18 protein-coding genes are annotated in these 26,457 nt (G+C 54.9%); 5 read left to right on the top strand and 13 right to left on the bottom strand.

Going from position 1 to position 26,457, the window contains the following annotated elements; all coding sequences use genetic code 11:
* Positions 1-7 precede the first annotated feature (7 nt).
* From ACFPMF_RS04610 to ACFPMF_RS04585, 6 genes are all read right to left on the bottom strand, one after another.
* A complete protein-coding gene (locus ACFPMF_RS04610) occupies positions 8-1,006 on the bottom strand; it encodes a 2-dehydro-3-deoxygalactonokinase (protein WP_379841590.1) in 999 nt (332 codons plus the stop codon).
* Positions 1,007-1,162: 156 nt separating this feature from the next.
* The gene (gene dgoD / locus ACFPMF_RS04605; protein WP_379841588.1) at positions 1,163-2,398 is read right to left on the bottom strand and encodes a galactonate dehydratase; all 1,236 of its coding nucleotides are present in this window, start codon (positions 2,396-2,398) and stop codon (positions 1,163-1,165) included.
* Positions 2,399-2,520: 122 nt separating this feature from the next.
* Positions 2,521-4,068 carry a SusD/RagB family nutrient-binding outer membrane lipoprotein gene (locus tag ACFPMF_RS04600; RefSeq protein WP_379841586.1) on the bottom strand — a complete coding sequence of 516 codons (1,548 nt, stop codon included), beginning with the start codon at positions 4,066-4,068 and terminating at the stop codon, positions 2,521-2,523.
* A gap of 31 nt (positions 4,069-4,099) precedes the next feature.
* Positions 4,100-7,234, bottom strand: a complete 3,135-nt coding sequence (locus ACFPMF_RS04595; RefSeq protein ID WP_379841584.1) for a SusC/RagA family TonB-linked outer membrane protein — start codon at positions 7,232-7,234, stop codon at positions 4,100-4,102.
* Positions 7,235-7,288: 54 nt separating this feature from the next.
* A complete protein-coding gene (locus ACFPMF_RS04590) occupies positions 7,289-8,530 on the bottom strand; it encodes a mandelate racemase/muconate lactonizing enzyme family protein (protein WP_379841582.1) in 1,242 nt (413 codons plus the stop codon).
* Positions 8,531-8,601: 71 nt separating this feature from the next.
* Entirely contained in the window at positions 8,602-9,639 is a 1,038-nt protein-coding gene (locus ACFPMF_RS04585) for a LacI family DNA-binding transcriptional regulator (RefSeq protein WP_379841579.1), read from the bottom strand.
* Positions 9,640-9,888: 249 nt separating this feature from the next.
* Between ACFPMF_RS04585 and ACFPMF_RS04580 the strand changes: the two genes are divergently transcribed.
* Genes ACFPMF_RS04580 through ACFPMF_RS04570 form a run of 3 tightly spaced genes read left to right on the top strand, consistent with a single transcriptional unit; the run spans position 9,889 to position 13,775 of the window.
* Positions 9,889-10,530, top strand: a complete 642-nt coding sequence (locus ACFPMF_RS04580; protein ID WP_379841577.1) for a (2Fe-2S)-binding protein — start codon at positions 9,889-9,891, stop codon at positions 10,528-10,530.
* Positions 10,527-11,519 (top strand): FAD binding domain-containing protein, encoded by a 993-nt coding sequence (locus ACFPMF_RS04575; RefSeq protein ID WP_379841575.1) that lies wholly within the window; start codon positions 10,527-10,529, stop codon positions 11,517-11,519. The genes ACFPMF_RS04580 and ACFPMF_RS04575 overlap by 4 nt, the downstream gene beginning before the upstream one ends.
* A 6-nt stretch (positions 11,520-11,525) precedes the next feature.
* Positions 11,526-13,775, top strand: a complete 2,250-nt coding sequence (locus tag ACFPMF_RS04570) for a xanthine dehydrogenase family protein molybdopterin-binding subunit (protein ID WP_379841573.1) — start codon at positions 11,526-11,528, stop codon at positions 13,773-13,775.
* A 66-nt stretch (positions 13,776-13,841) separates the two neighbouring features.
* Here ACFPMF_RS04570 and ACFPMF_RS04565 read toward each other — a convergent pair whose 3' ends face one another.
* The 3 genes from ACFPMF_RS04565 to ACFPMF_RS04555 are packed head-to-tail and all read right to left on the bottom strand — an operon-like array spanning position 13,842 to position 17,193.
* Positions 13,842-15,110, bottom strand: a complete 1,269-nt coding sequence (locus tag ACFPMF_RS04565; RefSeq protein ID WP_379841571.1) for a DUF4178 domain-containing protein — start codon at positions 15,108-15,110, stop codon at positions 13,842-13,844.
* Positions 15,111-15,120: 10 nt separating this feature from the next.
* Entirely contained in the window at positions 15,121-15,477 is a 357-nt protein-coding gene (locus tag ACFPMF_RS04560) for an S-adenosylmethionine decarboxylase family protein (RefSeq protein WP_379841569.1), read from the bottom strand.
* A 21-nt stretch (positions 15,478-15,498) separates the two neighbouring features.
* Positions 15,499-17,193: a tetratricopeptide repeat protein gene (locus ACFPMF_RS04555; RefSeq protein WP_379841567.1), complete on the bottom strand. Its 1,695-nt coding sequence runs from the start codon at positions 17,191-17,193 to the stop codon at positions 15,499-15,501.
* A 232-nt stretch (positions 17,194-17,425) separates the two neighbouring features.
* Here ACFPMF_RS04555 and ACFPMF_RS04550 point away from each other — a divergent pair, with 232 nt between their 5' ends.
* A complete protein-coding gene (locus tag ACFPMF_RS04550; RefSeq protein WP_379841565.1) occupies positions 17,426-17,707 on the top strand; it encodes a hypothetical protein in 282 nt (93 codons plus the stop codon).
* A gap of 109 nt (positions 17,708-17,816) precedes the next feature.
* Here the strand turns inward: ACFPMF_RS04550 and alaS are convergent, their stop codons facing one another.
* Positions 17,817-20,474 (bottom strand): alanine--tRNA ligase, encoded by a 2,658-nt coding sequence (gene alaS, locus ACFPMF_RS04545; RefSeq protein WP_379841563.1) that lies wholly within the window; start codon positions 20,472-20,474, stop codon positions 17,817-17,819.
* 105 nt (positions 20,475-20,579) lie between these two features.
* Between alaS and ACFPMF_RS04540 the strand changes: the two genes are divergently transcribed.
* Positions 20,580-20,912 carry a MerR family transcriptional regulator gene (locus ACFPMF_RS04540; protein ID WP_379841561.1) on the top strand — a complete coding sequence of 111 codons (333 nt, stop codon included), beginning with the start codon at positions 20,580-20,582 and terminating at the stop codon, positions 20,910-20,912.
* Positions 20,913-20,991: 79 nt separating this feature from the next.
* Here the strand turns inward: ACFPMF_RS04540 and ACFPMF_RS04535 are convergent, their stop codons facing one another.
* From ACFPMF_RS04535 to ACFPMF_RS04525, 3 genes are all read right to left on the bottom strand, one after another.
* The gene (locus ACFPMF_RS04535) at positions 20,992-22,512 is read right to left on the bottom strand and encodes a capsule assembly Wzi family protein (RefSeq protein ID WP_379841559.1); all 1,521 of its coding nucleotides are present in this window, start codon (positions 22,510-22,512) and stop codon (positions 20,992-20,994) included.
* Positions 22,513-23,023: 511 nt separating this feature from the next.
* Entirely contained in the window at positions 23,024-24,892 is a 1,869-nt protein-coding gene (locus ACFPMF_RS04530) for a cytochrome-c peroxidase (RefSeq protein ID WP_379841557.1), read from the bottom strand.
* On the bottom strand, positions 24,879-26,357 hold the full coding sequence (locus ACFPMF_RS04525; protein WP_379841555.1) for a PhoX family protein: 1,479 nt from the start codon (positions 26,355-26,357) through the stop codon (positions 24,879-24,881). The genes ACFPMF_RS04530 and ACFPMF_RS04525 overlap by 14 nt, the downstream gene beginning before the upstream one ends.
* Positions 26,358-26,457 lie beyond the last annotated feature (100 nt).

Genomic DNA, 26,457 nt, shown 5'->3' with positions numbered 1-26,457 from the left:
TATGCCGTTACACGTTTAAATTCTGATTCTGAAACAGGATAACCTGCCCCACAATCGTCGCCTTGTCAATCAGTTCGGCCGGAATCGTGGTCGTGCGTCCGGCCAGGTTTAACGCTTCAAGGGCCTGCTGATAAAAGGGGAATAAATTGCTGCCGCTGCACAAAACGAGTTGCCAGTTTTCTTTTTTGAGCAACGGTTTTAATTCGGCACCAATCAATAATCCGCTTAGATAAAACGCATTTTCCGTTTTAGAAAATTTATCGAATAACTGATTGGTCCGAACGGTAAATAAACGGTTCAATAAGGACGAATTGGACGCCATAACGCCAGCCTGGAAGGCGTCGAGATTGCTTCCCGAAAAATCGCTGAAGTGGCCCGGATCGATGGAGTCTTTTAAAATACTGTGGGACGCCATAAGGTTAAAAACCTCACCGGTCATGTACGTTTCGAAATTCAGCAATTGGCCGCTGTGAACGTACATGTGTTTGGAATGCGTCCCTGGAAAGATGAAAATGGCGTCGTCAGGGCGGTTTTCTTCCTGGTCGAGCAAAGCGGCCAGACCGATTAATTGCGTTTCCTCCCCCCGCATGACATCCTCCGCGCTTTTGACGCCGGCGATTAAAATAAGCTCATGCGGAAACGGTTCCGTGGCCTCAATGTGCCGAATGCTGGCCTGGCTTCCGTCCATTGAGAACGGCAAAACCGCGTACGGAACTTCCTCCATCCCGATCGAGGAAGAAGCCATACCAGAAACCGCAACCGGAATAGTTTCCAGCGGAACAGAAACGTTCCTGCCGATTAATTCGATCTGTTTTTTTAAGTGTTCCCGAAAAAAATCAGCACGGGCGATTCCGTTCGATTCTCCGGTTTTTTTCCAGGCGTTGAATACGCTGGCAATTCCTTCCTGGGAAATACGTTCTTCGAGTATCTCGTAATGAACTGCATTAACCAATCGCAATCGAAAAGAAGACGTGCCCCAGTCACAACACAATAAATACTGAATCATTAAAATATAGGTTTTAGTTGGCGGTTATGCCGTATTCGGTTTACGGTTTTCAGGAGTAAGTTTACGGTCTGAAGCATTCATTCTAAGCTTGGGTCAATTCCGGCGGGGAACCGCACCGAAAACCGTAACCTGAAAACCGTATACCATAAACTGAATTCACCAGTCCACCACGGAACCATCCAGGGCGTTGTACGATTCCGGATTTTTCCAATCGTGGCCGATTTTGTCTTTTAGTTGAGCCTCATCCAGTTCGATGCCAAGCCCTGGCCCGGTCGGGATTAAAACCGTGCCATCCTTTTCGAGTTTGAACGGTTTCTTGAGGTAGCCTTCGCCGAGCGAAACCTGTTCCTGTACCAGAAAATTGGGAACACTGGCGGCCAGATGAAGCCCGACCGCGAGCGAAATCGGTCCCATCGGGTTGTGCGGGGCAATCGGCACGTAATAGGCTTCGGCCATACCGGCAATGATCCGGCCTTCCGTGATCCCGCCGGCATGGCACAAATCCGGCTGAATGATGCTGGCGGCCCGTTTTTCCAGAATTTCGCGGAAGCCCCATTTCGTAAAAATCCGTTCGCCGGTGGCGATGGGCAGGTGAGTGCCCCGGGCAATGTCGGCCAGCACATCCACGTTCTGGGCCTGCACCGGTTCTTCCACAAACATCGGTTTGTAGGGTTCCAGCTCCTTGATCAGCAATTTAGACGTTTGCGGAGAAATGGCCCCGTGAAAATCGATGGCAATGTCCATCTCCGGACCACCGGCTTCGCGCAGCGAGGCAAAGTTATCAATCGCGTACTGAATGAACTTCGGATTCTCGACAATATTGGCCGGATTCTTTTTGGCAACCCCGGTTTTAATCACGGTATACCCTTCCGCCTTGCGTTTCTTCATATCGTCGGCGTTGCTGGCCCGTCCGTAAATCCGCACCCGGTCGCGGGTGGGACCGCCGAGCAGCTCATAAACCGGTACGTTCAGCAATTTGCCTTTGATATCCCACAAGGCGTGGTCGATGCCGCTCAGGGCGCTGGTCAGAATGGGGCCACCGCGGTAAAACGCGTGCCGGTAAATGGCCTGCCAGTGGTGCACCACGGCGCGCGGGTCTTTGCCAATCAGATACGGTTCCACTTCCTTGATGGCGGTCTGGATGGTCAGCGCCCGGCCTTCCAGCAGCGGTTCGCCCAGCCCAACAATGCCCACATCCGTGTGAATCTTCAGGAAAATCCAGCGCGGTTTGACCAGAAAGGTTTCCAGTTTGGTAATTTTTACTTTGCCATAATCACGGAATCGACCGGGATTCTGGGCGTACGACGATTCCGGCAGCGCCATGAGGCTGGCTCCGGCGACGCCCAAAACCGACTGAAGGGCTGAACGGCGGGAAAGTCTTGAGGAGGTCATTGTACTTGATAAGGGTTTAGGAGTACGTGAATTATTACACAGAGTTTATCAGAGGATACCAGAGTTTATCCGAGTAACCCTGATTACCTCTGATAAACTCTGTGTAACAACATAAACTTAAATTATTTCTTATCCCACCAGACGCGGGTACTCAAGGTATTAGGCCCCTGGCGGGCAATGGCTTCGTTCACATTCTGCAGGTTTACCACTTTTTCACTGTCCGGATACGGCATTCGGCGAATGAAATCCTCGGTGATTTCGGAGGCTGGATAGGGGTTTTTGGATAGAGTCGGAAAGCCGCTTCGGCGGAAATTGGCAAACAGTTCGGGGCCATTCAGGAACGAAGCAACCCAGTACTGGGTATTAATCTGCTCCAGCGCCTTGGCGGTTTCGAAGGGGTGAGCCGTCAGGTAGGCCTGAATGGCGGTTTCGGGGATGGCGGCAGACGGGTCGTAGGCGGCCATTTGCTCCATATTGGCCCGTACGCCTTTGGTGAAATAATCCGCCGGATTGCCCGTCACCCAGCCGCGTACGGCCGCTTCGGCCAGCAGCAACTGCGTTTGGGCGTGCGTGACATGGTATTCGGGCGCATCGAGCTTCAGGACGGTTTTCAGGTTAACCTGCGAGAAATCCCACAAACTGGCGACCCCGTTTTGGGCCAAAACCGCCGGGGTTGAAATCGTCACGTTGTCGTACCCCATCGGCATCCCCACCTGCACTTTCGGATCGCTCGACACCCGGGAATCAACCTGCTCCGGACCGCCTTTGGCACCCACATACCGGACCGCAATTGACCCCAGGCGCGGGTCGTTGTTGGTTTTCAGGTAATTGACGAAGGGGGCCGCCAAGTAGAAATTGGTTTTTTCGCGGGCCTGCAGGTGGTTGGCAATCCAGTTGTTATACAGGGCGGTATGCCGCATGACCGCGTTGTCGTCGTTGGATTGCATGAGGCCGCCCGCTACGGCTTTGGTGACGTAGTTTTTCGCCGTCGTGGGGTCTACTTTTGTCAGGCGCATGGCGGCCCGTAACATGAGAGAATAGCCAAAGCGTTTCCACTTGACGACACTGCCGCCGTACAGAATGTCGGTTGTTTCAACCGCTTTGGTGGCATCCAGAGCCGCGGAGGCTTCGTCGAGTTCCTTCAGAATGTCTTTGTAAATGGTCTCCTGGCTATCGTACTTGGGCGAGGTGATTTCGCTGATGTATCCTTTGGCCGCTTCCGTATACGGAATATCGCCGTAGGTATCCGTCAAAATCATGAACGAATACGCCTTCCAGATGCGGGCCGAATGGTAGAGATTCGTTCGGGTCGCATCATCTTTGGTCTTTTCCGTCACATCGACAATCTGTTTCAGCACGTTGCGGTAAAAGTTTTGCCAGACCAGCGGGGTATTGCTCACGTTGTTCTGGTTGTAATTGGCGCCGGCCAGCGAACTGCCGTAGGGCGTGATGATTTGCTGGACAATACCGAATTCGTAACACAGCATCTGGAGGGTGCCGAAACCGTCGAGGTACGTCGCATCGATGATCGCTTTGTTCATCACAAAGGACGGCGCCAGGGTCGTTGGGTCAACTTTGTTGGTATTGATTTCGTCAAACTTATCGTCGCAGCCGGAGACCAGACAGAGCGTGGTCAACAGCCCGAACAGGAAGTGGAATTTCGTTTTCATGACGGATATCTTTTCGGAAGGATTCGATCGCTTAAAACTTGATATTCAGGTTGAAGCCCATGCTGCGGGTGGGCGGCAGACTGGGCCAGAAATCCAGACCGGTGGCGTTGTCCGACGCGTTGTTGACCATTTCGGGGTCCATGTTTTCGGTCCACTTTTTCAAAACCGCCACGTTGTTGGCGACCGCGTTCAGCCGCAATCCCTTGATGAAAAATTTCTGGGGCAGCAGTTTGGTGAAATCGTAGCCCAGCGTAATCTGCCGCAGTTTCCAGAAACCGGCATTGTAAATGAAATCCTCGTAAATCCCGAGTACGTTCGGGGTTTCGTAGAACGGCTGAATCGGGGAGCGGGTCGTGTTGAGTTCCCCGTCGGGGTTGACGCCTTCGCCAATGACATACCCCTGTTCCCGACCTACCAGCGTCTTTTTGTGCAAACCGTGCCGCAGGTAGTTCATATTCTGTCCGCCAATCATCTTGTGACCCAGTTTGAAGTCAATCAGCGTCGACAAGGTGATGCCTTTGAATGTGAACGTATTGGTAATTCCACCAAAGTATTTCGGCAAGGCATTCCCTACATTGACCGGCGTATCGTTGCGCAGGGGGCGACCGCTGCCTTTATCGAACACCTGCCGGCCCTGGGCATCGCGGAGGTAGTTGAAGGTGAACAACTGGCCGATCGGTTTACCGACAACCTGCCGGAGGGTGCTTCCGCCCGAACCGCCTACGGTAATCATCGTGTCGGCTACGCCCAGCCCCAGCGTCAGCACTTCCGAGGTGTTATAGGCCAGGTTGGCGCTGACATCCCATTGGAAAGCCCCGGTCTGAACCGGAGTGCCGGTCAGCAAAATCTCCACGCCTTTGTTCATGCTCTTGCCGACGTTGATCAGCTTGTTGGTATACGAGGATGCGTCCGAAATCTGGGTCGCCAGAATCTGGTCTTTCGTGATTTTCCGGTAATACGTAAAATCCAGCCCCAGGCGGTTGTTGAAGAATTTCAGTTCCACTCCGGCTTCGGCTTCCGACACCCGCAAAGGGCGCAGATTCCGGTTGGGGACCGACGAGGCATTGATTCCGCCAACCGGCACCAGTTGACCGGAGGGCGTCGGGAAGTTGTTGTTATTGACCGCGTAAAACAGCGCGTTTGAATACGGACTGACGTTGTCGTCACCCACTTCCGCGTAAGCTGCCCGGATTTTGCCGAAAGTCAGCCAGGTGGGCAGGTCGTTGAAAGCCTGCGAGAAGACGAAACTTCCGGTAACGGAGGGGTACAGAATGCTGCGGTTCTCGGGCGAAAGCGTGGAGAACCAGTCGTTGCGGGCCGTGGCATTCAGGTACAGAAATTCTTTGTACGAGAGAGTCGCAGCCGCGTACAGCGAGTTGATTTTTCGTTCCGATAAACTGTAGAGCGGGTTTTTTACGCGGCCATTCATGACGGTGTATAAACCGGGTTGAACGAAATCCTGCACGGTCACGCTGTTATAATCCATCCGAACAAACCGCTGGTTTCCACCGAGGGTTACATCAACGCCGAAGTCGCCGAATGAATGATTGCCGCCCAGAATGAAATCATAATTTCGCTCCACGAACTTCCGGACATCCTGCGTATACGATCCGTTGACGTAACCGGCGGGTGCCTTGGCGATCGGTGCGTAGCCGTTCGGAATGTTGTAATCCTGATTCCGGGTGTAAAGATCCTGCGCGAGCCGGGCCTGCAGATAGAGCCATTTTGTAAACTGGTAGCGCAGCGCCACGTTGCCAAAAAGCCGGTCGCGCTTGATGTTTTCGAAGTGGTAGTTAACGGAATAATACGGATTGTTCCGCACCAGAAACCGAGAGAACACGAACTCGTCGCCGTTGGGCATCACCTGGTGTTCTTTCAGCGCTTCGAACGGCATGGAGTTGGCCAGGGTCATGATTACCGTCGGCGTGGCAAAATCCTGGGTGTTGAGCTGGGTCGGATTGCGGTTGTACTCGTTGGAGTAGTTGATGTTTCCGCTGGCCACCAGGTTCTTGTTGATATTCTGCGAAAAACCGAGGTTGATCGTTTTGCGGTTAAAGTCCGAATTGGGCGTGATGGCTTTGTTGTCCGTGTTGGCAAAGGACAGGCTAAAACCGCCGTTTTCGCCGGAGTTCGAAACCGTCAGTGTGTTGGTAAAATTCTTGCCAATGTTGTAGAACTTCCGAACACGGTTGTAAACCGGCTCGTACGGATAGGTATCTCCGTCGAACAATACCTGCGTCATGCCCGGCTGAAACTTCTCGCCGAAACTCCAGACCCCGGAGGTGGGGTAGGGCGTGGTGGGCCGGATACCGCCTTCGCCCTGCCCGTATTCGTACTGAAAATCGGTGAAATCCAGGGGTGTTTCGGTCGTGAAGTTTGAATTGAATTCCACCCCAAACCCCTTTCCGGCGCCCCGGTTTTTGGTCGTGATCATGACCACCCCGTCTTTGGCCCGCGAGCCGTAGAGCGCGGCCGCCGTGGCGCCTTTCAGCACCGTCATCGTTTCGATATCGTCCGGGTTGATGCTCGACAGGCCGTCGCCCCCGTCGGAGTTGTTGGCCGACCGGTTTCCGAAGTTGCCGCCGATGGCGTAGTTCGAGTTATCGACCGGCACACCGTTGATCACGATCAGCGGATTGTTCTGCCCGCTGAACGACGACTGCCCCCGAATCCGGATTTTGGAGCTGCCCCCCGGCCCGGTCGACATGGTCGAGATGTTGACCCCGGCCATTTTTCCCTGCAAACTCGTCATCAGGTTCGGGCTCCGGTTGGTGGAAATCTGGTCGGCGTTCACCGTGGCGGTGGCGTAACCGAGCGTTTTGGCTTCCCGTTTGATGCCGAGAGCTGTCACCACCACTTCGTTCAGGTTCTTGGTATCTTCCACCAGTTGGACGTTAATGACCGCCCGCCCGTTCACCGGAATGGTCTGGCTGATGTAACTGATGTACGAGAAAACCAGGGAGGCATTGGCAGGCGCATTCATCGCATAATTTCCATCGGCATCGGCCACCGTTCCGGTGCTGGTGCCGCTCAGCAACACGTTAACACCGGGCAGCGGTTTGCCGTCGGATCCGGTTACTTTGCCGGAAACGCGGTTATTCTGGGCAAAACCGGCGCTCTGGCCCAGCAGCCAGAGCAGAATGATCACTTTTAGCGGTTTTTTCATGGCAACGAACAGGAGAAAGAGTTAAGGGAGGAATGGTCGGAAAAATCGTGGGTCTTACCAGTTGTGGATCGAACCGTCGGGTGCTTTTAGAATGGGGTGCGGAAACTTCGTGTTGGAAGTAACTTCCATGACAAACGTGGCCTTTTTCGGGTCGAATCTGACTCCCAGACCCGGCTCCGGATTGAGGTAGAGCTTGCCGTTCTGAAACCGTACAAAGTCGTCGTTGAAATAGGGCGGTCGTTCGGGTTCGCCCCCGCCCAGTTCCATCATGGCGCGCATCGGGCTGCTGGAACCCAGCAGGTGCACCAGCGTGGCCGTGGCCAGCGGGCCGGTGAAGTGCGGAATCATTCCCACGTAATGCGTTTCGCACATGGACGCCAGTTTCCGGAATTCGGAAATACCGCCCGTGTTCGGCACCGTAAACCGGGTGTAGTCGATCAGGTGTTGCTCGATGAACGTGTTGCTGTCCCAGCGGTCGCCGAATTGTTCACCCACCGCAATCGGCACGTTGGTCATTTGCCGGACGGTTTTGTAAACATCAGGGTTTTCGGAGCGAATAATGTCTTCCACAAAATACGGTTCCAGCGCTTCCAGCGCCTTGCAGATTTTGACGCCCTCGGTCAGGTCGAAGCGGGTGTGCAGGTCGATGGCCCAGTTGCCACTGCCCCCCACGGCGGCATCGATCCGCTTGCAGAATTCGATGGTTTTCTTCGCGTTTTGGTAAAAGTCAAAGGGCTGGTCGCCGTTGCCCCCGGTGGGGCCGATCCGGTAACAGCGCAAACCGGCTTTGAGGCAGTCCTGGGCGCGCTCTTCTTCGGTTTTGGCTTTGGATGCGCGAAAACCGGTGGCGTAGCATTCGATATAATCACGGGTGGCGCCACCGAGCAGTTCGTACACCGGCACGCCGAGGGCCTTGCCCTTGATGTCCCAGAGCGCCATGTCGAGCGCCCCCTGCGCGTGCAGCTTTTCGCGGCCCGGCGGGTAAAACATGCCCCGGTACAGGTTCTGCCAGATGTGCTCGATGCGGAACGGGTTTTCACCGATCATCATCTGGGCCAGCTGTTCGATCATGTCTTTGGAACCGCCTTCCCCAATCCCGACGATACCGCCGTCGGTTTCGATTTCGACAATCTCCCGGGCCTGGTTAAACAGCGGCTTGTTGTAACCCGGGGCGGCATAATACCGGATTTTAGTGATCTTCAGTTTGGGTACGGCGGCTTCGCTGAGGAGCGGCAAACCGGTCAGAACGGCTCCCGTACCCAGCATCGCAGACTTTAGAAACTTTCGTCGTAACATAAAAAATAATCAGATTAAGGAGAATTAAGGAATAGTTTAAACGATTAAGCAACCGGGCAAAAAGACGAGTATTAGGATATTTTCAGTTTTAAACGGGATGAATCCCGCTCCATCAGTTGGGCTTGCATCAAAATATGCTTGCGGTCCGGGTCTGGTTTTTTCAGTTTCTGAACCAGGATTTCTATGGCGGTTTTGCCCAGCGCTTCCATCGGCTGGAGGACGTAGGTAATCGGACAGTAATACAGATCAAAGGCTTCGGCCTGGCCAAAACTGACGATCGCCAGGTCATCGGGAACCTTTAATCCCAGTGAATTGATGTATTTCAGACCGGCGATTGCAAGCCGGTAGGTGGCAAAAATCAGGGCGTCGATGGCAGAATCGGATGCCAGCATCTCGTCGATTCCGACCTTGATTTCCCGTTCCACAGCGTCGAACTCGACTTCTTTCAACCATTCCGGGTGAAACGAAATACTGTGTTGTTCCAGCGATTCCCGGTAGCCGCGAATGCGTTCGTGCATGTGAAACAACCGGGACTTGTAGGCGATCAACCCGATGTTTCGGTAACCCTGACGAATCAGGTGTGAACCCGCGTCGAACGAAGCCTTGTAACTATCCAGTGAGACAAAATCCGTTGGCAGATTCGGAAAATGCCGGTCCAGTAACACGAACGGCACGTTTTTGTCCAGCAGGTACTGGATCTGTTCCTCGGAGTCCTCCGATGAAACGATGATAAAACCGTCTACCTGCCGGTTCAGAAACACATTGATCAGATCCCAGGACTTGTCGGCCTTTTCGTCGGAACTGCCGATAATGACCGTATACCCGTATTTTTTTGCTTCGTCCTCCACAATCCGGGCGATGTTGGCAAAAAACGGATTCGAAATATCCGCGATGATCAGCCCGATCGTCTGGGTTTTGCCGCTGCGTAAACTTTTCGCCAGGTAATTGGGCTCATAGTTTAGTTCCTTGGCGATCTGTTTGATTTTGACCGCAATCTCGTGCCCGACCCGGCTTTCCTTTTCTTTCCCGTTCAGCACGTAGGAAACGAGCGCGGTGGAAACCTGCGCTTTTTCAGCAATATCCTTCAGGGAAACTTTCTTCTTGTTCATGCGTAACGGTCGGGTCAGCCAAAAGTATGTTTAATCGTTTAAACAACCAATAAAATTGAATATTTTTTTTAATTAATTAGGTTATTTGAATTTGCAAAAAGAAGTGGGAACACGGAGTGAACGGATGAAGGCCGGTGGGAATCCGTTTTCGTCCCTGTTCCTGTCAAAAACCTTTTTCCAACGTACTTTTCTACTTGTCCGGTTAAGCCTAACTTTGACGGGCTTACCTATTCCTAAACCTGAGCTTTCATGAAGGACGAACTGCCATCGGACGTGCCCCCCCCGGGCGGGGACCATCAGGAAAACCGCCGGTTTTTTTTGAAACAGTCGCTGGCACTGGCCGGTCTGACGTTCACGCCCGTTTCCCTGCTCCAGGCTGCCGAATCGGAGGAAGTAGAACCGCCCGTCGGCAAGACCGCAAAACTAAAACTATCGCTTTCCATTAACGGCAAGAAACAGCGGCTGGCGGTCGATCCGCGCACTACCTTGCTGGATTTGCTGCGGGAGAACCTCGGGCTGACCGGGACCAAAAAGGGCTGCGATTTCGGCCAGTGTGGGGCCTGTACCGTACTGGTGGATGGCCAGCGGGTTCTTGCCTGCCTGAGTTTTGCCATCATGCAGCAGGGCAAAAAAATAACCACCGTGGAAGGGTTAGCTACCGGCGACCGCCTGCACCCAATGCAGGAAGCATTCATTCGACACGACGGTTTTCAGTGCGGTTATTGTACGCCCGGCCAGCTCCTGTCGGCAGTGGCCTGTATTCGCGAAGGGCAGGCCCATTCGGAAGCGGAAATTCGGGAATACATGAGTGGAAACCTCTGCCGATGCGGGGCCTATCCCAACATTGTGAAAGCGATTCAGGACGTGAAAAACAGCGGAGTGGCGGTATGAAAACCTTCCAGTACGTTCGCCCTACACGCCTGAAAGACGCGATCGCTGCCGTTTCGGCGGACCCCGATGCCCGGTTTATTGCCGGGGGAACCAATCTGATCGATTTGATGAAACGCGGGCTGGCTGCGCCCGAAAAACTGGTCGATATCACCGGATTGCCGCTGAAAAAGATTGAACAAAAAGACGGTTTTATCCGCATCGGTGCCCTGGCGCTGAACAGTGAGGTGGCGAAACACCGGCTCATTCTGGAAAAAATACCCCTGCTCGCGCAGGCCCTGAATGCCGGGGCATCCGGGCAGTTGCGCAACATGGCCACGGTGGGCGGAAACCTTCTGCAGCGAACCCGCTGTCCCTACTTCTACGACCCGGTTTTTCCCTGCAACAAACGCCAGCCATCCAGCGGCTGCGCGGCCCGGGAAGGGATTAACCGCACCCACGCCATTTTGGGGCAGAACGACGCGAACCCGAGTTGCCTTGCCGTCCATCCGAGCGATATGTGCGTGGCGCTGGCGGCTCTCGACGCCACGATTCTGGTCATGGGGCCAACGGGGGAGCGCCGGATTCCGATGGGAGATTTTCACCGCCTGCCGGGCGATCGACCCGATCGGGATACGATCCTGGAACACGGTGAACTGATTCTGGCCGTGGAGATTCCGGATTTGCCGTTCACCCAAACCGTTCATTATCTGAAAATCCGGGACCGGGCTTCGTATGCCTTCGCCCTGGTTTCGGTCGCGGTGGCGCTGGAGGTGGCGGATCATCGAATCAAAACCGCCCGGCTGGCGATGGGGGGCGTGGCGCACAAACCCTGGCGATTTCCGGAAGCCGAAAAAGCCCTGGAGAATCAGCCGGTTTCCGAAGACGTATTTCGGCAGGTAGCCGGGGGCGCGATGCGGGATGCTAAGGCCTTGGAACATAATGCGTTTAAATTGACAATGGCTCCGAATGCAATTCTGCAAGCGTTAAAAACGGCGGCCGGTATTTTGTGACATCCGATGGAAAAACCCTTTTTTGAATCGCCAACACCGGATCTTTCGCTGGACCGCGTGGATGGCCGGGTCAAAGTGACCGGAGCAGCTACCTATTCCGCCGAATACCGGTTTGATAATCTGGTCCATGCGGTTCTGATCACCAGCGAAATCGCCAAAGGACGGATCTCTTCCATCGACGCGAAAACCGCCGGGGCCGCCCCCGGTGTCCGGGCTGTACTCAGCCATTTGAACAGCCCCGGTGTACCCGGTTACGGCCCGGCAAAACAACCGGCCGAACGAGCCCCCCTTGGGACGGCGTTTCGCGTGTTTTACGACAACCTGATTTATTTCAGTGGACAACCGGTGGCCGTGGTGGTGGCGGACACCCTGGAACAGGCCCGGTACGCGGCTGCGCTGGTTCGGGTGCAGTATGAGCAGGAACCGCACCGGACGGACTTTGAAGCCAATCAGGCGAAGGCGGTTTTACCGCTGGGCGTTCAACGGAACAAAACGTCTCCTTTTCAGGACTATCAACGGGGAAACCCGGATGCTGTTCAAACCGCCGAGGTCCGGCTGGAAGCTACCTATACCATCCCCACGCAGCACCACCAGCCACTCGAGCCCCACGCCGTCATTGCGGTTTGGGAGGCCCCGGATAAATTGACGGTGTACGATAAAAACCAGGGCGTGAAGTCGGCGCAGGGAAATCTGGCGCAGGCGTTTCAACTGCCGCGTGAAAAGGTCAGCGTAAAGTCGCCGTTTATCGGAGGGGCTTTTGGTTCAGGCATCCGGGTCTGGCCGCATACGGTGGCGGCTGTGCTGGCGGCCAAACACGTAAACCGACCCGTCAAACTGGTTTTAAGCCGTGAGCAGATGTTTACCTCGGTCGGCTATCGGCCGTATACCGGCCAGAAAATTGCCATCGGGGCGAGCAAGAACGGCCAATTGACCGCGATCACACACGAAGGCATTGGGCAGACGTCTGCCTATGAGGATCATCTCGAACGAACCATTCTGGCCACGCGGGCGCTCTATGCGTGTCCGAACGTGTCGACCGGGTACCGATTGTTGAACCTGGACGTTAATACGCCGACCTGGATGCGCGGACCCGGCGACGCAACGGGTATGTTTGCGCTGGAGTCGGCGCTGGACGAACTGGCGTTTGCCCTGAATAGGGACCCGCTGGAAATCCGGCTGAAGAACCACGCGGATTCGGACCCGGAGCGAAACCTGCCGTGGTCGGCCAAAGCACTGAAGGAATGTTACCGGCTGGGAGCCGATCAGTTTGGCTGGAAAAACCGGGGGCTGGAACCGCGTTCGATGCAGCAGAATGGGATGCTGGTTGGCTACGGCATGGCGTCGAGTTTATACGGTTTTCACCGCCATCCTTCCAAAGCAAAGGCGATTCTGCGGGCGGATGGGTCCGTGATCGTGCAGAGTGCGACGATGGATATCGGTCCGGGAACCGGAACCGCCATGACCCGGATTGCGGCCAATGTGCTGGGTGTCAGTCCGAAGAAAATCCGGTTTGACTGGGGCGATTCGGCCCTGCCCGATGCACCCGGTCAGAATGGCTCGGCGACGATTACCAGCGTAGGGTCGGCGGTTCACGTGGCTTGTGAGTCCTTGAAAAAGAAATTGTCAGAACTGGCGGCCGCGATGCCGGGTTCGGGCTTCACCCCGGCCGGAGCGGATGGGGTGACGGCCAAAAATGGGAAGCTATTTTCCAATGGCGACCTGGGGGGTGGTATTGCGTACACCGATATTTTGGCGTTTCACCGCTTGCCGCAGGTGGAAGTGACGGAGGAAGCCCGATCGGGACCGGAGCGGGATCAGTATTCCATGTATTCGTTCGGCTGTCATTTTGTGGAAGTTCAGGTGCATCCACTGACCGGCGAAGTGCGTGTTTCCCGGGTGACAACCTGCGCCGATGTAGGGCGAATCATCAATTACAAAACCGCCCGCAGCCAGTCCATCGGCGGCATTGTCGGCGGTATCGGAATGGCCTTGATGGAAGAGTCGGTGATGGACCACCGCTATGGGCGCTACGTGACGCAGGATTTTGCCACGTACCATATCCCCACCCAGGCCGATGTGCCGCAGATGGAGGTGTTATACGTCGATCAGCCGGATGAGCGGGTGAACCCGATCGGAGCCAAGGGCCTGGGCGAAATTGCGATCGTGGGGGTGGCGGCTGCCATCGCCAATGCGGTTTTTCACGCTACCGGAAAACGGATTCGGAAGCTGCCCATTACCCCGGATAAACTGGTGTAGCCTCTTTAACGGAGCCGATTTCCTGGAAATACGGGCCGACGATTCCGGTGATGGATTGGCACTACGTTACGGGCCAAAATCGCTCTCGGCCCAGCGTTTATGCTCGAAAGATTTGTCCTGAATGTATAAAATGATCGGGTAAATGGCGATCAGCAGCAGCAGAACAAAAAAGTTGGAATACAGAATCGGATTCTGAATCACCTTCACCTGAAAGCTGACCCGGTTTTTTCCTTCCGACGACGGATAAAAATTGAGGTGGTAATTCCCGGCCGGAATCCGGGAAAGGATGGCTTTGTCGTCCTGCGCACCTTCCGACCAGTTTTCTCCACCTTCGTAACCGTGGTAATATTCGACGATCCGGGTGAAGTCAAACGTCTGCCCGGACTGCTCATTGACCAGGCTGACGGGGAGTTCGAACCAGTTATTGTCGACCGAAACCTTCAGCTCAATGGCCACGGCGCCCGGGTTGTCAAGGGTGAATGAAGCCGAAACGATGGGTTCCGACCGGGTTTGCCGGGTGGAGTCGGGGTCCCAGAAATACGGGTTGGCGAATACGGTTTTGGGCGGTTTTAGAATAAAAAACAGCACCTGGACCACTACCACCGCCAGGGCCAGCCGGGTGGCAAACCAGCCAACGGTTTTTCGTTTCAGGCCCGCGGGTGAGGGCTGAAGGGCACCTACGCCCAAGGGTTGCGGCAGGGCGGTTTCCGGCAAGCCAAAGGCCGCCGTAATTTCTTTCGGTGTTTTATAGGTGGCTTTATACCATTCGGTTTGGGATTCGCCGGTTTCACGGCTTACCAGGTGGGGTGGAGCGATAAATTCCGAGATGGTCAGTTTGGCGTCGTCCAGAATATTCCAGGAAAACTCGCCGACGGCGTTTAAAATCAGGCAGTTGTACTGGTTGTAAAGGGCATATTCCCGGTCGCCTTCCCGCACGGTCTGGGACTTTTCTTCCTTGTACACAGCCTCGGCGGGCCGAATGATCATCCAGTGGCCTCTGAATTCCGACAGCATCAACGGCTCGCTTTGCTTTGTCATCAGGACGTATTCCAGCCAACTGTCTTCGTACTGGATTTCCCGCTTGCGTAGGATTCCGATGATTCGAATCCATTCTCCGTCCAGGTAGCCCTCCTGACCCAGTGTAAGGGCCGGTGGGGTGGGCAGGGGCGGAAAAGCCGTAATAATTTCCATTGGCCCGGTATCGCCATAGTGGAAATACGTCTGGCAGCGGGCGCAGGCAAAATAGCTGCTCTCCGCCAGGTTGTATCCCGGAATGGGTGCCTGGCAGTGCGGACAATCAAACGACGGATCGGGAGTGGGTTGATCGGTGGGCATGGCGGCAAAATCAGCGGATAATTTCCTGGTGGTTTAAAACCGTAGTAGCCGCCAAAAGACGCAGCGAGTCTTCATAAAACCGCCGAACTTTGGCCGTATTATCGTTTTGAAAGTTAGACAGGAAGACATCGAAGGTGGCCAGCCCGCTTTCCGGCCAGGTATGGATGGAGACGTGCGATTCGGTCAGGCACAAAACCGCGGTAAAACCGCCATTGGGAAAGCCATGATAGACTTCCCCCACCTTGACAAGCTCCAATTCCTGAACCAACCGCTCAAAAACCGTACGGCAGCCATCCGCATCCGTCAGCGTTGAAAACGGAGCCTCAAAGGTTGCCAGAATGTGCAGGCCAGGGCGGTAGGGTGTCATCGCCTGCAAGATAGGATTTTGCTACTTGTTTTTGGGAAAGTTCTGGGCCAAAAATACCGCATCCGCTTTCGACCAGCCTTGCCGGGCCAGTTGGCGTTCGCGTTCGGCGGTGGGTTTGTCGCCTTTCAGTTCGGCGATCCGGGCGAGGGCGAAATGCGTACCGGGATAATACGGATCGTGGGCCGCCAGCACTTTGGTTGCTTCTTCGGCAAAGTCGTTCAGCTTCAGTTGATAGGCCACCTGTGCAATCATTTCCAGCTGGAACAGGGCTTCGATCCAGGGGTCGGGGCCGGTTTGGTCGCGGGCGCTGGCCTGAAACTTGCGAATGTCGGCCAGTCCTTTTTCGCGGGAGGCCGGATCGTGCAGCCCAATCAGGGCGGCCAGAAACTTGGGATGGGGGTCGAGCCAGGCATTGAGCCAGTCGGTCTGGGCAATCTTCTTGGCTTCCACCAGTTCCGTCTGGGCAGCTTTGAGCGATGCTTTGGCGGATTCGAGCTGATTCTTTTTCAGGGCGATCATCCCGAGCAGATAATGTCCGATGACGCGTTCACCGGGCGTTTTGCCCCGGGTCATTTCATCGGCAATCGGCAGGGCTTCGGCATCCCGGTTTTGCTGAATGAGCAGGGTCGGATAGCCCATTTTGTTGTAAAAGGTACGTTCCAGGTTGATCGGGCGCTGGATCGCAAACCGTTCTTTCACCAGTTGCTCCGCTTCCTGAATCCGGCCCTGGTACTGGTAACTGAGCGCCAGCAGGGAAATATTGTGGATGTGGTGCCAGTCGTACATGGCGTCGTAGTTCTCACTCGCGTACAGATTTCGTTCGATGGCGTCCGTCCGCTTCATTTCCGCAATGGCCTGATCCACATTACCGGTTTTCATCAGATCATGGGCGTACATGTGGAGGGCGTGGGCCAGATTGGGTGCCAGCCGGGCGTAGGCTTTGCCGTGTTCCAGGGCTTTTACGTAATCCGTCATGCCTTCATACGCATGAATCAGGTAGTGGTGAGCCGCCGGATGGTTGGGCGCAAACTGGAGAATTTTCTCATAAATGGCGATGCTGCCGGTTGTCGAACCCTGTCCGCGGCCGGTGGCAAATTTTTCGTAGGAGTTGCCCGACAACAGCCAGAGTTCGGGATCGGTCGGAAACTTACGAACGGCGGTGTAGACCTTGTTGCGGTAATCGTTCAGCAGCTTCTGGTTGCTGAGTGAATCGACCGCTTTCAGTTGGGCAAACCGGAGTTCAACGTGCGCTTTTTCGCGTTCGGAGGCATAGTCCGATAACGCTTTGGCCTTTTCCGCTGCCTTCAGGGCCGCCGGATGATCTTCCAGTTGCAGATACACGCGGCTCAGGCCGACGTGGGCCATCACCAGCGTTGAATCGTGTTTGAGAGCTTCGTGAAACGAGCGGGCGGCTTCCACCAGGGAGTACCCGTGTAAATACGCCATTCCCTGCTCGAAATACGCCTGTGCCTTCGGGTTTTTGGTGGACGTAGGCGTCGGGAATTGTCCGACATTCGCCCGCAGGGCAACGGGCTGGGCCAGCAACTGGCTGGGAACGCCCCCCACATGCGTAAATCCGCAGATGGGAGCTGCGGGCAATTCCGGCCCCACCAGCACCGCTTCGGTAGCAGGCTGCTTGTCCGACGACGAATATTCACCAACTAGCAGGGCGATCAGCAGGGCTGGGAGGAGGGAGTGAACGTGAAGTCGTTTCATGCAGGTCATGCCCACGGTATGGATTCCGTGCGTTTTAGTTTGAAGATGGCGATCCGGCGGTCGGTTCAATCGGCGAGTGCGTCAACTGCTCCGGCTGCTTTGTGAGTACGTAAAGATAACACTTTGTTTCAAAACCGGTCTACCGTTCACGAAGTGTCCACCGGGATTAAGAATTGATTAACCAGCAACTTTTGTGGTCCGGCCTGGTTAATAAGAAAAAACCACTACTTGTATGGAACGGATGTTTGTAGTACGCGCCGTTGGTGTCGATGACCTGGGGATTGAAACACCCACCACAATCCCAATGAAACTTACGGGTGAACCGGAGATTGAACGTATTGAACAGGAACTGAATACCCAATATCCACACCTGAAACACCGGGTGGTGGAGGTTGAAGAGCTGAAAAAGCCCAGTCAGGTGGAAGACTGGCAGCATTCCTATTTAGGCGCGGTTTTCGGCTCCGAGCATTCCGAAAAGGAATACACCGAGAAAAATTCAGATATCACGCCGTAATACGAGACGATTTCCGTACGGTTTTCAGGAGACGGTTTACCGGTTTCAGTAGACGTTTAAACGGGCGGACGCCACCGTACACTGAAACCGGTAAACCGTCTCCTTGCTCTTATTTTTCCAGCAACTCCCGGCCTTTGGCCAGGGCGCGGTCGAGGCCACTGGCATCGGAACCGCCTGCGGTGGCAAAGAACGGTTGACCACCGCCACCACCCCGGATTTCCTTGGCCAGTTCTTTGACCAGGGTTCCCGCGTGCAGGTTTCTGTCTTTAATCAGCGCTTCCGGCAGCATCACGGCCAGTTGCGGTTTTCCGCCAATGTCGGAGCCGAGGACCAGGGCGAGGTTATCGACCCTGGCTTTCAGGTCGTAGGCGAGTTGTTTCAACGCATCGGCCGAGGGAACAACCACGCGCTCCACAATGACGAAATGGCCGTTGCTGGCGTGAACCTTCGTCAGGAGGTCCGATTTGACCTTCTGCAATTTCTCCGCTTCGAGCACTTCGATTTTCTTCTGCAGCTGATTGCGTTCGTCGATCAGCCCCTGAACCGCTTTCAGGACATCTTTCGGGGCCTTCAGCAATTCTTTTAATTGGTCGATGGTGGCCTGCTGTTCGTTCAGGAGGGCCAGCGCCTTTTCGGCGGTGACGGCCTCAATCCGGCGAACCCCGGTCGAAACCGAGCCTTCCGAGGTGAATTTGAACAGCCCGATCTGCCCGGTGGCCGGTACGTGTGTTCCCCCGCAGAGTTCGACCGAATAGTTCGGATCGAAGGTAATGACGCGGACAAAATCACCGTACTTTTCGCCGAATAAGGCCATCGCGCCGAGTCCTTTGGCTTCCTCGATCGGAACGTTCCGGCGTTCGAGCAGCGGAATATTCTCCCGGATTTTTTCGTTGACGATGCGCTCCACTTCCGCCAGTTCCTCATCGGTCACTTTGCTAAAATGCGAAAAGTCGAACCGCAGGGCATCCGGCCCGACGTACGATCCTTTCTGCGCCACGTGTTTGCCCAGCACATCCCGTAAAGCCGCATGCAGCAGGTGCGTGGCCGAGTGGTTATCGCAAATAGCCGTGCGCCGGTCGGCGTCGATTTTGGCCAGCACGGACGTGTGATTATCCAGCACCGTTTCCAGGTCCCTGTCGTTGGAAATATGGATGATCAGGTCGTTTTCTTTCCGGGTATCCGCAATCCGAACCAGCACTTTATCGTCGCCAACCCGTACTTCCAGGCTACCAGTATCCCCGATCTGCCCACCGGATTCGGCGTAGAACGGTGTCCGGTCGAGCACAATCTGGTATTGCGTGCCCTGTTTGTTCTGGACCTTGCGGTATCTGGCAATGCGGGCTTCGGCTTCGGTCTGGTCGTAGCCGAGAAACTCGACGCTGTCGATATCGTTCAGTTCGGTCCAGTCGCCGGTGGAAGACGAGGCATCTTTCCGCGACCGTTCTTTCTGTTGTTGCAGGGCTTTCTGAAAACCGGCTTCGTCGATCGAAAACCCATTTTCCCGCGCGATCAACGCCGTTAGATCGACCGGGAAACCGAAGGTGTCGTTCAGTTCAAAAACCGTCTCGCCGTCGATTACTTTCTGCCCGTTGGCCGTGAGTTCGGCAGTAATTTTATCGAGCAGTTTCAGGCCGTTTTCCAGCGTCCGCAGAAAAGCCGCTTCTTCTTCCCGAATCACGGTAGCCACAAAATCCCGCTGGGCATTCAGTTCGGGGAACACATCGGCAAACTGCAAGGCCAGCGTCGGCACGAGCTTGGTTAGGAACGGTTCGGTAAATCCGAGGTACGAATACCCGTAGCGAACGGCCCGGCGCAGAATCCGGCGGATCACGTAGCCCGCCCGCGCGTTCGACGGAATCAGGCCGTCGGCAATGGCGAACGAAACCGCCCGGATATGGTCGGCAATCACGCGCATGGCTACGTCCGGATAGTCGCGCTGCGAACCGGTATAGGTTTTGCCCGAAATCTCTTCAATCACCCGGATCGTGTTGGTGAATACGTCGGTATCGTAGTTCGACAGTTTGCCCTGAATCGCCATGCAAAGCCGCTCGAAGCCCATGCCGGTATCGACGTGCCGGGCGGGCAGCGGTTCCAGCGACCCGTCGGCCTTGCGGTTAAACTGCATGAAAACCAGGTTCCAGATTTCGACCACCTGCGGGTGATCGGCGTTCACGAGTTCCTTACCCGGTTTCTGATCGACCTCCGACTGGGGCCGCAGATCCACGTGAATTTCGGAGCAGGGGCCGCATGGGCCCGTATCGCCCATTTCCCAGAAGTTATCTTTTTTATTCCCGAGGATGATGCGGTCTTCCCCGACGATCGGTTTCCATAAATCCCAGGCTTCCTGGTCGAAAGGCACGCCATCTTTTTCATCCCCCTGGAAAACCGAGACGTAGAGCCGGTCTTTTGGCAGCTTGTAAACCTCCGTCAGTAACTCCCATGCCCAGCTAATGGCTTCTTTTTTGAAATAATCGCCGAACGACCAGTTGCCGAGCATTTCGAACATCGTGTGGTGGTAGGTGTCGAAACCGACATCCTCAAGGTCGTTGTGTTTGCCCGAAACCCGCAGGCATTTCTGGGTATCCGCGACGCGTTTGGCGGGCGGTGTTCCGTTGCCCAGAAAAAAATCTTTAAATTGAGCCATTCCTGAATTGTTGAACATCAGCGTCGGGTCGTTTTTGGCAACCAGAGGAGCGGAGGGCACAATCAGGTGGTCTTTGCTGCGAAAGAAGTCTAAAAAATGCTGGCGTATTTCGGACGAAGTCATGCTACGGGTTGGTGTGTCACCGGCAATTGAAGGATGACAGATTAAAAAGTTTCGCAAATTTACGGAAAACTTGTGTTTCTTCCGGGCAGAATGGAAGTTTGTTGTATGGAGGAGTTAACCAAACGGTATTACGGCATTCGGGAAGTGGCCGACATGCTCGGCGTGAATATTTCGAAACTGCGGTTTTACGAAAAGGAATTCCCGTCGCTCAAACCCCGGAAAAACCGGGCGGGCGACCGAATTTATACGAAAGATGATATTGAACACCTGCGCGAGATTCTGGAGCTGGTCGAAGAACGCAAACTAACCCTGGAAGGAGCCCGCCAACACCTGAAAGCCCGCTCCTCGCGGCAGTCCGAAATCAAACAGATGGTCACCCGCCTGCAGGAAATCCGCCAATTTCTGGTCGATACCCGAAACCAGCTGGGGGAGAATTAGAAATTAAAAGTTAAGAGTTAAAAGTTAAAAGTTAGCTCCGCCGGTTTATTGGCTGTTGGGCGGAGCCAACTCATACCTCTTAATTCATAACTCCTCTCCCGGCAAGCCGGTATTTGTAGTAATCCCAGGTTTTGCGGATGCCGGCGTAAAGACCGTTGCTGTTGGGTAACAGCCCGCCCTGGTCGGAAGCCGCCGAGACGGTGACGAGTAAGCCGTTCTGATTCAGGGGAATCCCGAGCTGCAGGTACGAGGAAAGTTGCTCGGTAGTCGTTGGGAACGGCATGTCGTAGGTGCCGTAATTCTGGCTGTAGGAAACCTTGAGGGCAAAAACCGCACTTCGGGCAAAAGCGCCCTGCACCCCCGCGTGATAGACCCGAACCCGGTTGTTATTCGAAAAACCGTAGCGCGGTAAATTCGGCCGGGTTTCGATCATGGGGGTGATAAAGGGCGTACCGATGGTTTGGCCGAAGTAGGACCAGCCATTGCGGTACTGACTGTGATTAAAGTAGTTATCCCTTCCGCGCAGTTTGTCGAGGTCCTCAAAAACCCCACCTCCCTGGCTTTTGGTGTACAACAGTTCCGCCACGGCACCCGTGATGCGGAAATGGCGCGGTCTCGTATTCAGGTTCCGAAACCGGATGCCGTGCAGACCATCTTCCAGATTCGTGCCGTAAAACAGCGATCCGTCCTCGTAAATGCTTTGCCGGTACAGCAGAATGGAAAAGGCTCTGGTACTCACCTCCAACCCAAGATCGATCGAACCCAGGTGGTTGCCAATCCGGTGCTCCCGGTCGAACTGGCTGTAATAGGAGGTATCGACGCTGGTTTTGGCGCCGAGACTTTTCCCGATGGTCATGTAGTAATACGATTCAACGTTGGCGGGCAATCGGCCGTTTTTCGCCAGGCCCTCGGAAAGTTCGCTGGTGGTACCGCCCCATTGCACCTGATGATTGAACCCGGCATACAGTTTGACCGGCCAGGTCGGTTTTCCTAACCGGCCATACAACGCTTTTTGATGCAGGTAGGAGTTTCTGACAAATCCGTTATCGAACCAGCCGTGGGCAAAAAGGCCGCGAATGGCGATCACGTCGCGGGTAAACGGTATCGAGGTGTACTGCGCCAGCGAAATCTGAATTTTAGGCAATGGCAGGGTATTGCCCGACCAGCTGTACGATCCTGAACTGAGCGTCGAATCGACTAAGCCCACAACTTCACGCCGGCGTCCAGCCACCAGATCAAAGGCTCCGATATGCATTTTGGCGTACAGCTCCGGAATCAGCAAGGCGGTTTTGGCACCTGCCGCCGTATTGCCGACCAGTTCGACGCCGTAGCCAAACCCGATGAAATTGCATTTTTTAGGAGTTTTACTGTCGTTCACCGGGTGGTAACGATCATCCTGCCAAACCCCGGCGCGCAGGGTTGCGTAGGGGAGCTGGAGCGGAACAATGCCGTATTGGTTGGCGCGCAGCCAGAACGGGGTTTGGGCAGAAGTGGCGTAAAAACCGCCGGTTTCGACAAATTGCCGAATGGGTTTCACCTCAATCGCGGTTTGGGCCAGACTGGTTAGGGGGCTCAGCAAGAGCAGTAAACTTTTTTTCATAGTCAACTAGGCTTGAAAACGACAATCCCCGTCCGGGCATACGGGGATACCGGAAGACGGTCTTCCGGAGAATTATTCTGCAGGGAATCCAGTCCGGTTTGCCGGTCAGGATTGGGGGGCGTTACGGGGTACTAAAAAGGGCGGCAGCACCAGGATGTGGGCCGATCGTTGCTTAACGGGCCCGCCGGATTCCGGACTGCCATTCAGCGAATGGTGGTACGGGAGTTACGGTTTTACCGCCCGTATTTAACATGAAGGATCGAAATTTGTTTGGGAATCAAGTCCCGCTCTTAAGTAATTTAGAATCAGTATACGTGTAAAAGTTACTGACGAATTCAGATGGATGTCTTATAAACCAGGAGGTTGCTAATCGTATCTTGTTAGCTGTTAATAGTATATTTACTCAAAACCGCCCAATGGGCGATTTCTTTCAGTCGATTATTACGCTGAAGAAGTAAACCGGGGGGTGTCCAATTTGTTAGTAAACGGTTTTGGACGGAGAGGTTGAAAATTACGGTTCCGGTTGGTCTGTCAGGGACTTCATGAAAGCGATCAGGGCGGCTTTTTCTTTTGCTGTCAGGTTCAGCTTTTCGGCGGGTAACGTTTGGTGATCGAGCGGAATGCCCAGCCCTTTGCCACCCCCCTGGTCGTAAAAATCAACGACTTCCTCCAGCGTTTTGAAGGCTCCGTTATGCATGTACGGGCCGGTCAGGGCGATGTTTCGGATGGTGGGCGTTTTGAACGCGTAGCGGAGTGGTGCGAGCGGAACGCGGGCGTAACGACCCGGATCGGGATCGATTTGCCGGGTGTTGGGCCGGACCGGCACGCCGATCACTTCCGATTCGGTTTGCGTAAACCGGGGCGGTACCGTCCCGTTGAAAAGGGGAAGAAAATGGCAGGTGCCACACTTTGCTTTGCCCATGAAGAGGTTAAAACCGGCCCGCTCCTCCGCCGACAAAACCGGCTTTCCGTTTCGCTCCCGAACCCCGCGCATGTAGTGGTCGAACCGGGAATTTAGACTAATCAACGATCGTTCGTAGGCAGCCAGGGCATTCTGAATGTGAATCGGTTGAATCGAATCAGTCATCGCCGGAAAGGCGCGTTTAAAATCATTCCGATACGGCTGGTCCTGCTGAAAAAGGCGGGCAGCCACTTCCAGAGAACCGTGCATTTCGTCCGGACTATGAATGACATCGAACGTCTGATTTTCGAGTGTGGTGGAACGCAGGTCGTAAAACTGGCCGTTTTGCAGGGCGGCATTGAGCAAGGTTGGCGTGTTGCGCCGGATACTACCGGTTACCGACACGCTGCCATTTTTGGGCAAGCCGTCGGTAAAAGCGCGGTCGGGTTGGTGGCAGCTGGCGCAGGACCGTTTTCCGGGAAGGGACTCGCTGCTGGTGGAAAGAATCGGGTCCGAAAAGAGTTTTTTTCCGAGCAGCACTTTTTGCGGATTGCTTCGAAGCATTACGCCGGGGGCATAAAAATCCGGATCGAAAGCGTGGGCATCGAACAGCGTTGCGGCATCAGGCCGGAGCGCCCGGAGCTCTTTAAACGGGTAGATGGCAAGCTCTTTTTGCCAGGCCAGGATTTGCGTTGATAGGGGATTGGCGAACGCCGTAATGAACGTGGCCCGGTCGAACGTGTCGAAATTCGGGTGTTGTCGGCAGTACTGTTCCGCGGTGAGCAGCAGGGTACGCAGGTCGGAGAATTCGGCGGTTCGGTGGTTTGCGTAGAACCCCAGATAGGTTCGCAGGCTTCCAAGTGAAATGGCGGCTTCCGAAATACCCGTCTGATAGCCGGGCGTGTCAAAACCGCTGATTCCGAGGGTGATGATGCGGAAAATTTCCAGTCGGATTCCGTCAAAAACGTGGGCGTCAGTCAGTTCGGTATCGTTCCAGAGGTTTCGGAAACGCCCTAGTTCGCGGTATAGTTTTCGGATTTCACGAACCAGTGGCCGTCGTTGGGTGGGGTTGACCGGGGGGGTAAGCAACTCCTCGATGACCTGAAAACCGCCGGCTTCGAAAAGCTTCTGGTCTTCGGCTTCAATCTCGGCCAAAGCGGGGCCGTTAACGAGTCGGGCCGTAGCCGGGAAGTAGTATTCGGTAAAAAGCGCCAGTTTTTTATACACCCGGCGGCACTGGAGAAAGGCGGTTTTCAGGGAATCGGACGGATTTTCCTTTTCGGCTAACGGCAAAAACCGGTCGTGCACCAGACGGTCGAGTTCGGCTAAATCCCGCAGAAACTGCTGTTTGACTAACTGGACGGGCCGGGCGGGGTGGGACGTTTTACGATCCAGGACCCCATAAACAGACACCGCCAGAAAGCCGGTTCCGAAGAGTAGGAGGATGAGCGGGCCGGTTTTGGACTTATTTCGGAACACCGCGCACAATGACTATTTGCCCCCCTTCGCCCATGTTCCCGATGGCATTGTCATAAATGTTGACGTCTTTCGTGATGGCGCTTCCGTCGGCATTGACGAACCGGGTATCGCGCCAGGTGTGCGGTTGCAGATTGACCAGAAAGGTGTTGGGCACACCGATGAGGTCCGAAATGTCGTGCATGGCCCCGTATTCCCAGGTGCTGATGCCCTGATGGCCAATCGGATTGTATTTTTTCTGGAAGTCCCCTTCGCTCCGGCGGTGGTTCATTTCCAGCATCGGCTTCAACTGTTTGGTGCTGATGGAATACTGCCAGATCCGGCCGTCATGGTCGGGCGTCGAGATTGGCGCGTCGCCATCTTCCTGGATGTAAACGTAGTTCTCCGTCACGCAAATGTTATCCGGGTTGACCAGGCTTTTCCCCGGGTTCGAATACCCTTCGGCCACAAACGACAGACTGCCTTTCAAGGGACTGGCAGGGTCGAGCACCAGCCGGTAAATGCGGCCCCACTGGACCCGCTGCGGATCAAACGAGCCCGTGACGGCGAAGTAGAGTTCCCGCCCGTTGGCGGCATTTCCCTTCCGGTAATCGATATCTTCCACCCGGGCAAACTGGATGGCGTTTTTTTCCAGTTGCTGGGCTGCAATCTGGGCGCCCGTAGCGGTTTTGGCGTTGACGATTTCCACAAATTCCACTTCATACTGCTGGCCGGCCTGCATATTCTTCTCCGCCGGATCCTGGTTGGTTCGGCGGAGGGTGTACAGTTTTCCGTTTTGCAGATCCCCGACCGAATTGGAAACATACATCGTAACCTGTCCGTTGCCTTCGTCCTCCGTCAGCAGGATAACGGTTTGGTTGGGATAAGAATCTTTCGGCAGGGGCAGGGCATTTTCAAACGACGCTTTGCCCAGTGCCGGAAGCGTCCGATTGCCGTTTTTCTTGTCGGCCACCCCCAACGGATCGATGGCGTGTACGCGACCTTCGGAATCGCTCTCACCGGCCGTCAGGAAAAGAGGGCCAAAACCGTGTTCGGCCGGGGTTGCCAGCGTCCCGGAACAGAGACGCCAGAGGCCTCCCTCGGCATCCACGACGTACTCGCCTTTGACCGGTTTGAAGGTTTTATCGAGGTAGATCCGGGAAACCGACCGGATGATTTCGTGATTGGTCAGCAGGACGTACCCATCGCCGGAGGGATTTTTTAAAATGGCGGCCCCGTCGGGCTGCGGTCCGAAAACAAAGCTGGGCGATTGGTCCAGTTTGTCATCGCTGCTGACGAGGGGCAGGATTTCCAGGTTCTCGAAACCCGGCAACGCCTTTACCAACGGAGGGGTAACGGAATGAGCCTTCAGGACAACTGCCGGATTGGGTGGCGTGGAAGGATCTTCTTTTTTTTCTTTCCCGCAACCGGCCAGAATCAGTGCGGAAAAGAGGACGAATGGCGAACAGGAGCGGAATGGGAGGGTCACGCGCAGGATTGGGTAGTTTTTACCAAAAGTAACGATTTTTATTTTTATACCGACCGTTACTCGGGCGTCGGTGCACCGTCTTGATAAAAACCGTTTCCCA

The sequence above is a fragment of the Larkinella bovis genome (assembly GCF_042655385.1).
Classification (GTDB): Bacteria; Bacteroidota; Bacteroidia; order Cytophagales; family Spirosomataceae; genus Larkinella; species Larkinella bovis.
The sequence above is the reverse complement of the archived record's forward strand: the minus strand, read 5'-3'. Positions and strand labels throughout refer to the sequence as shown.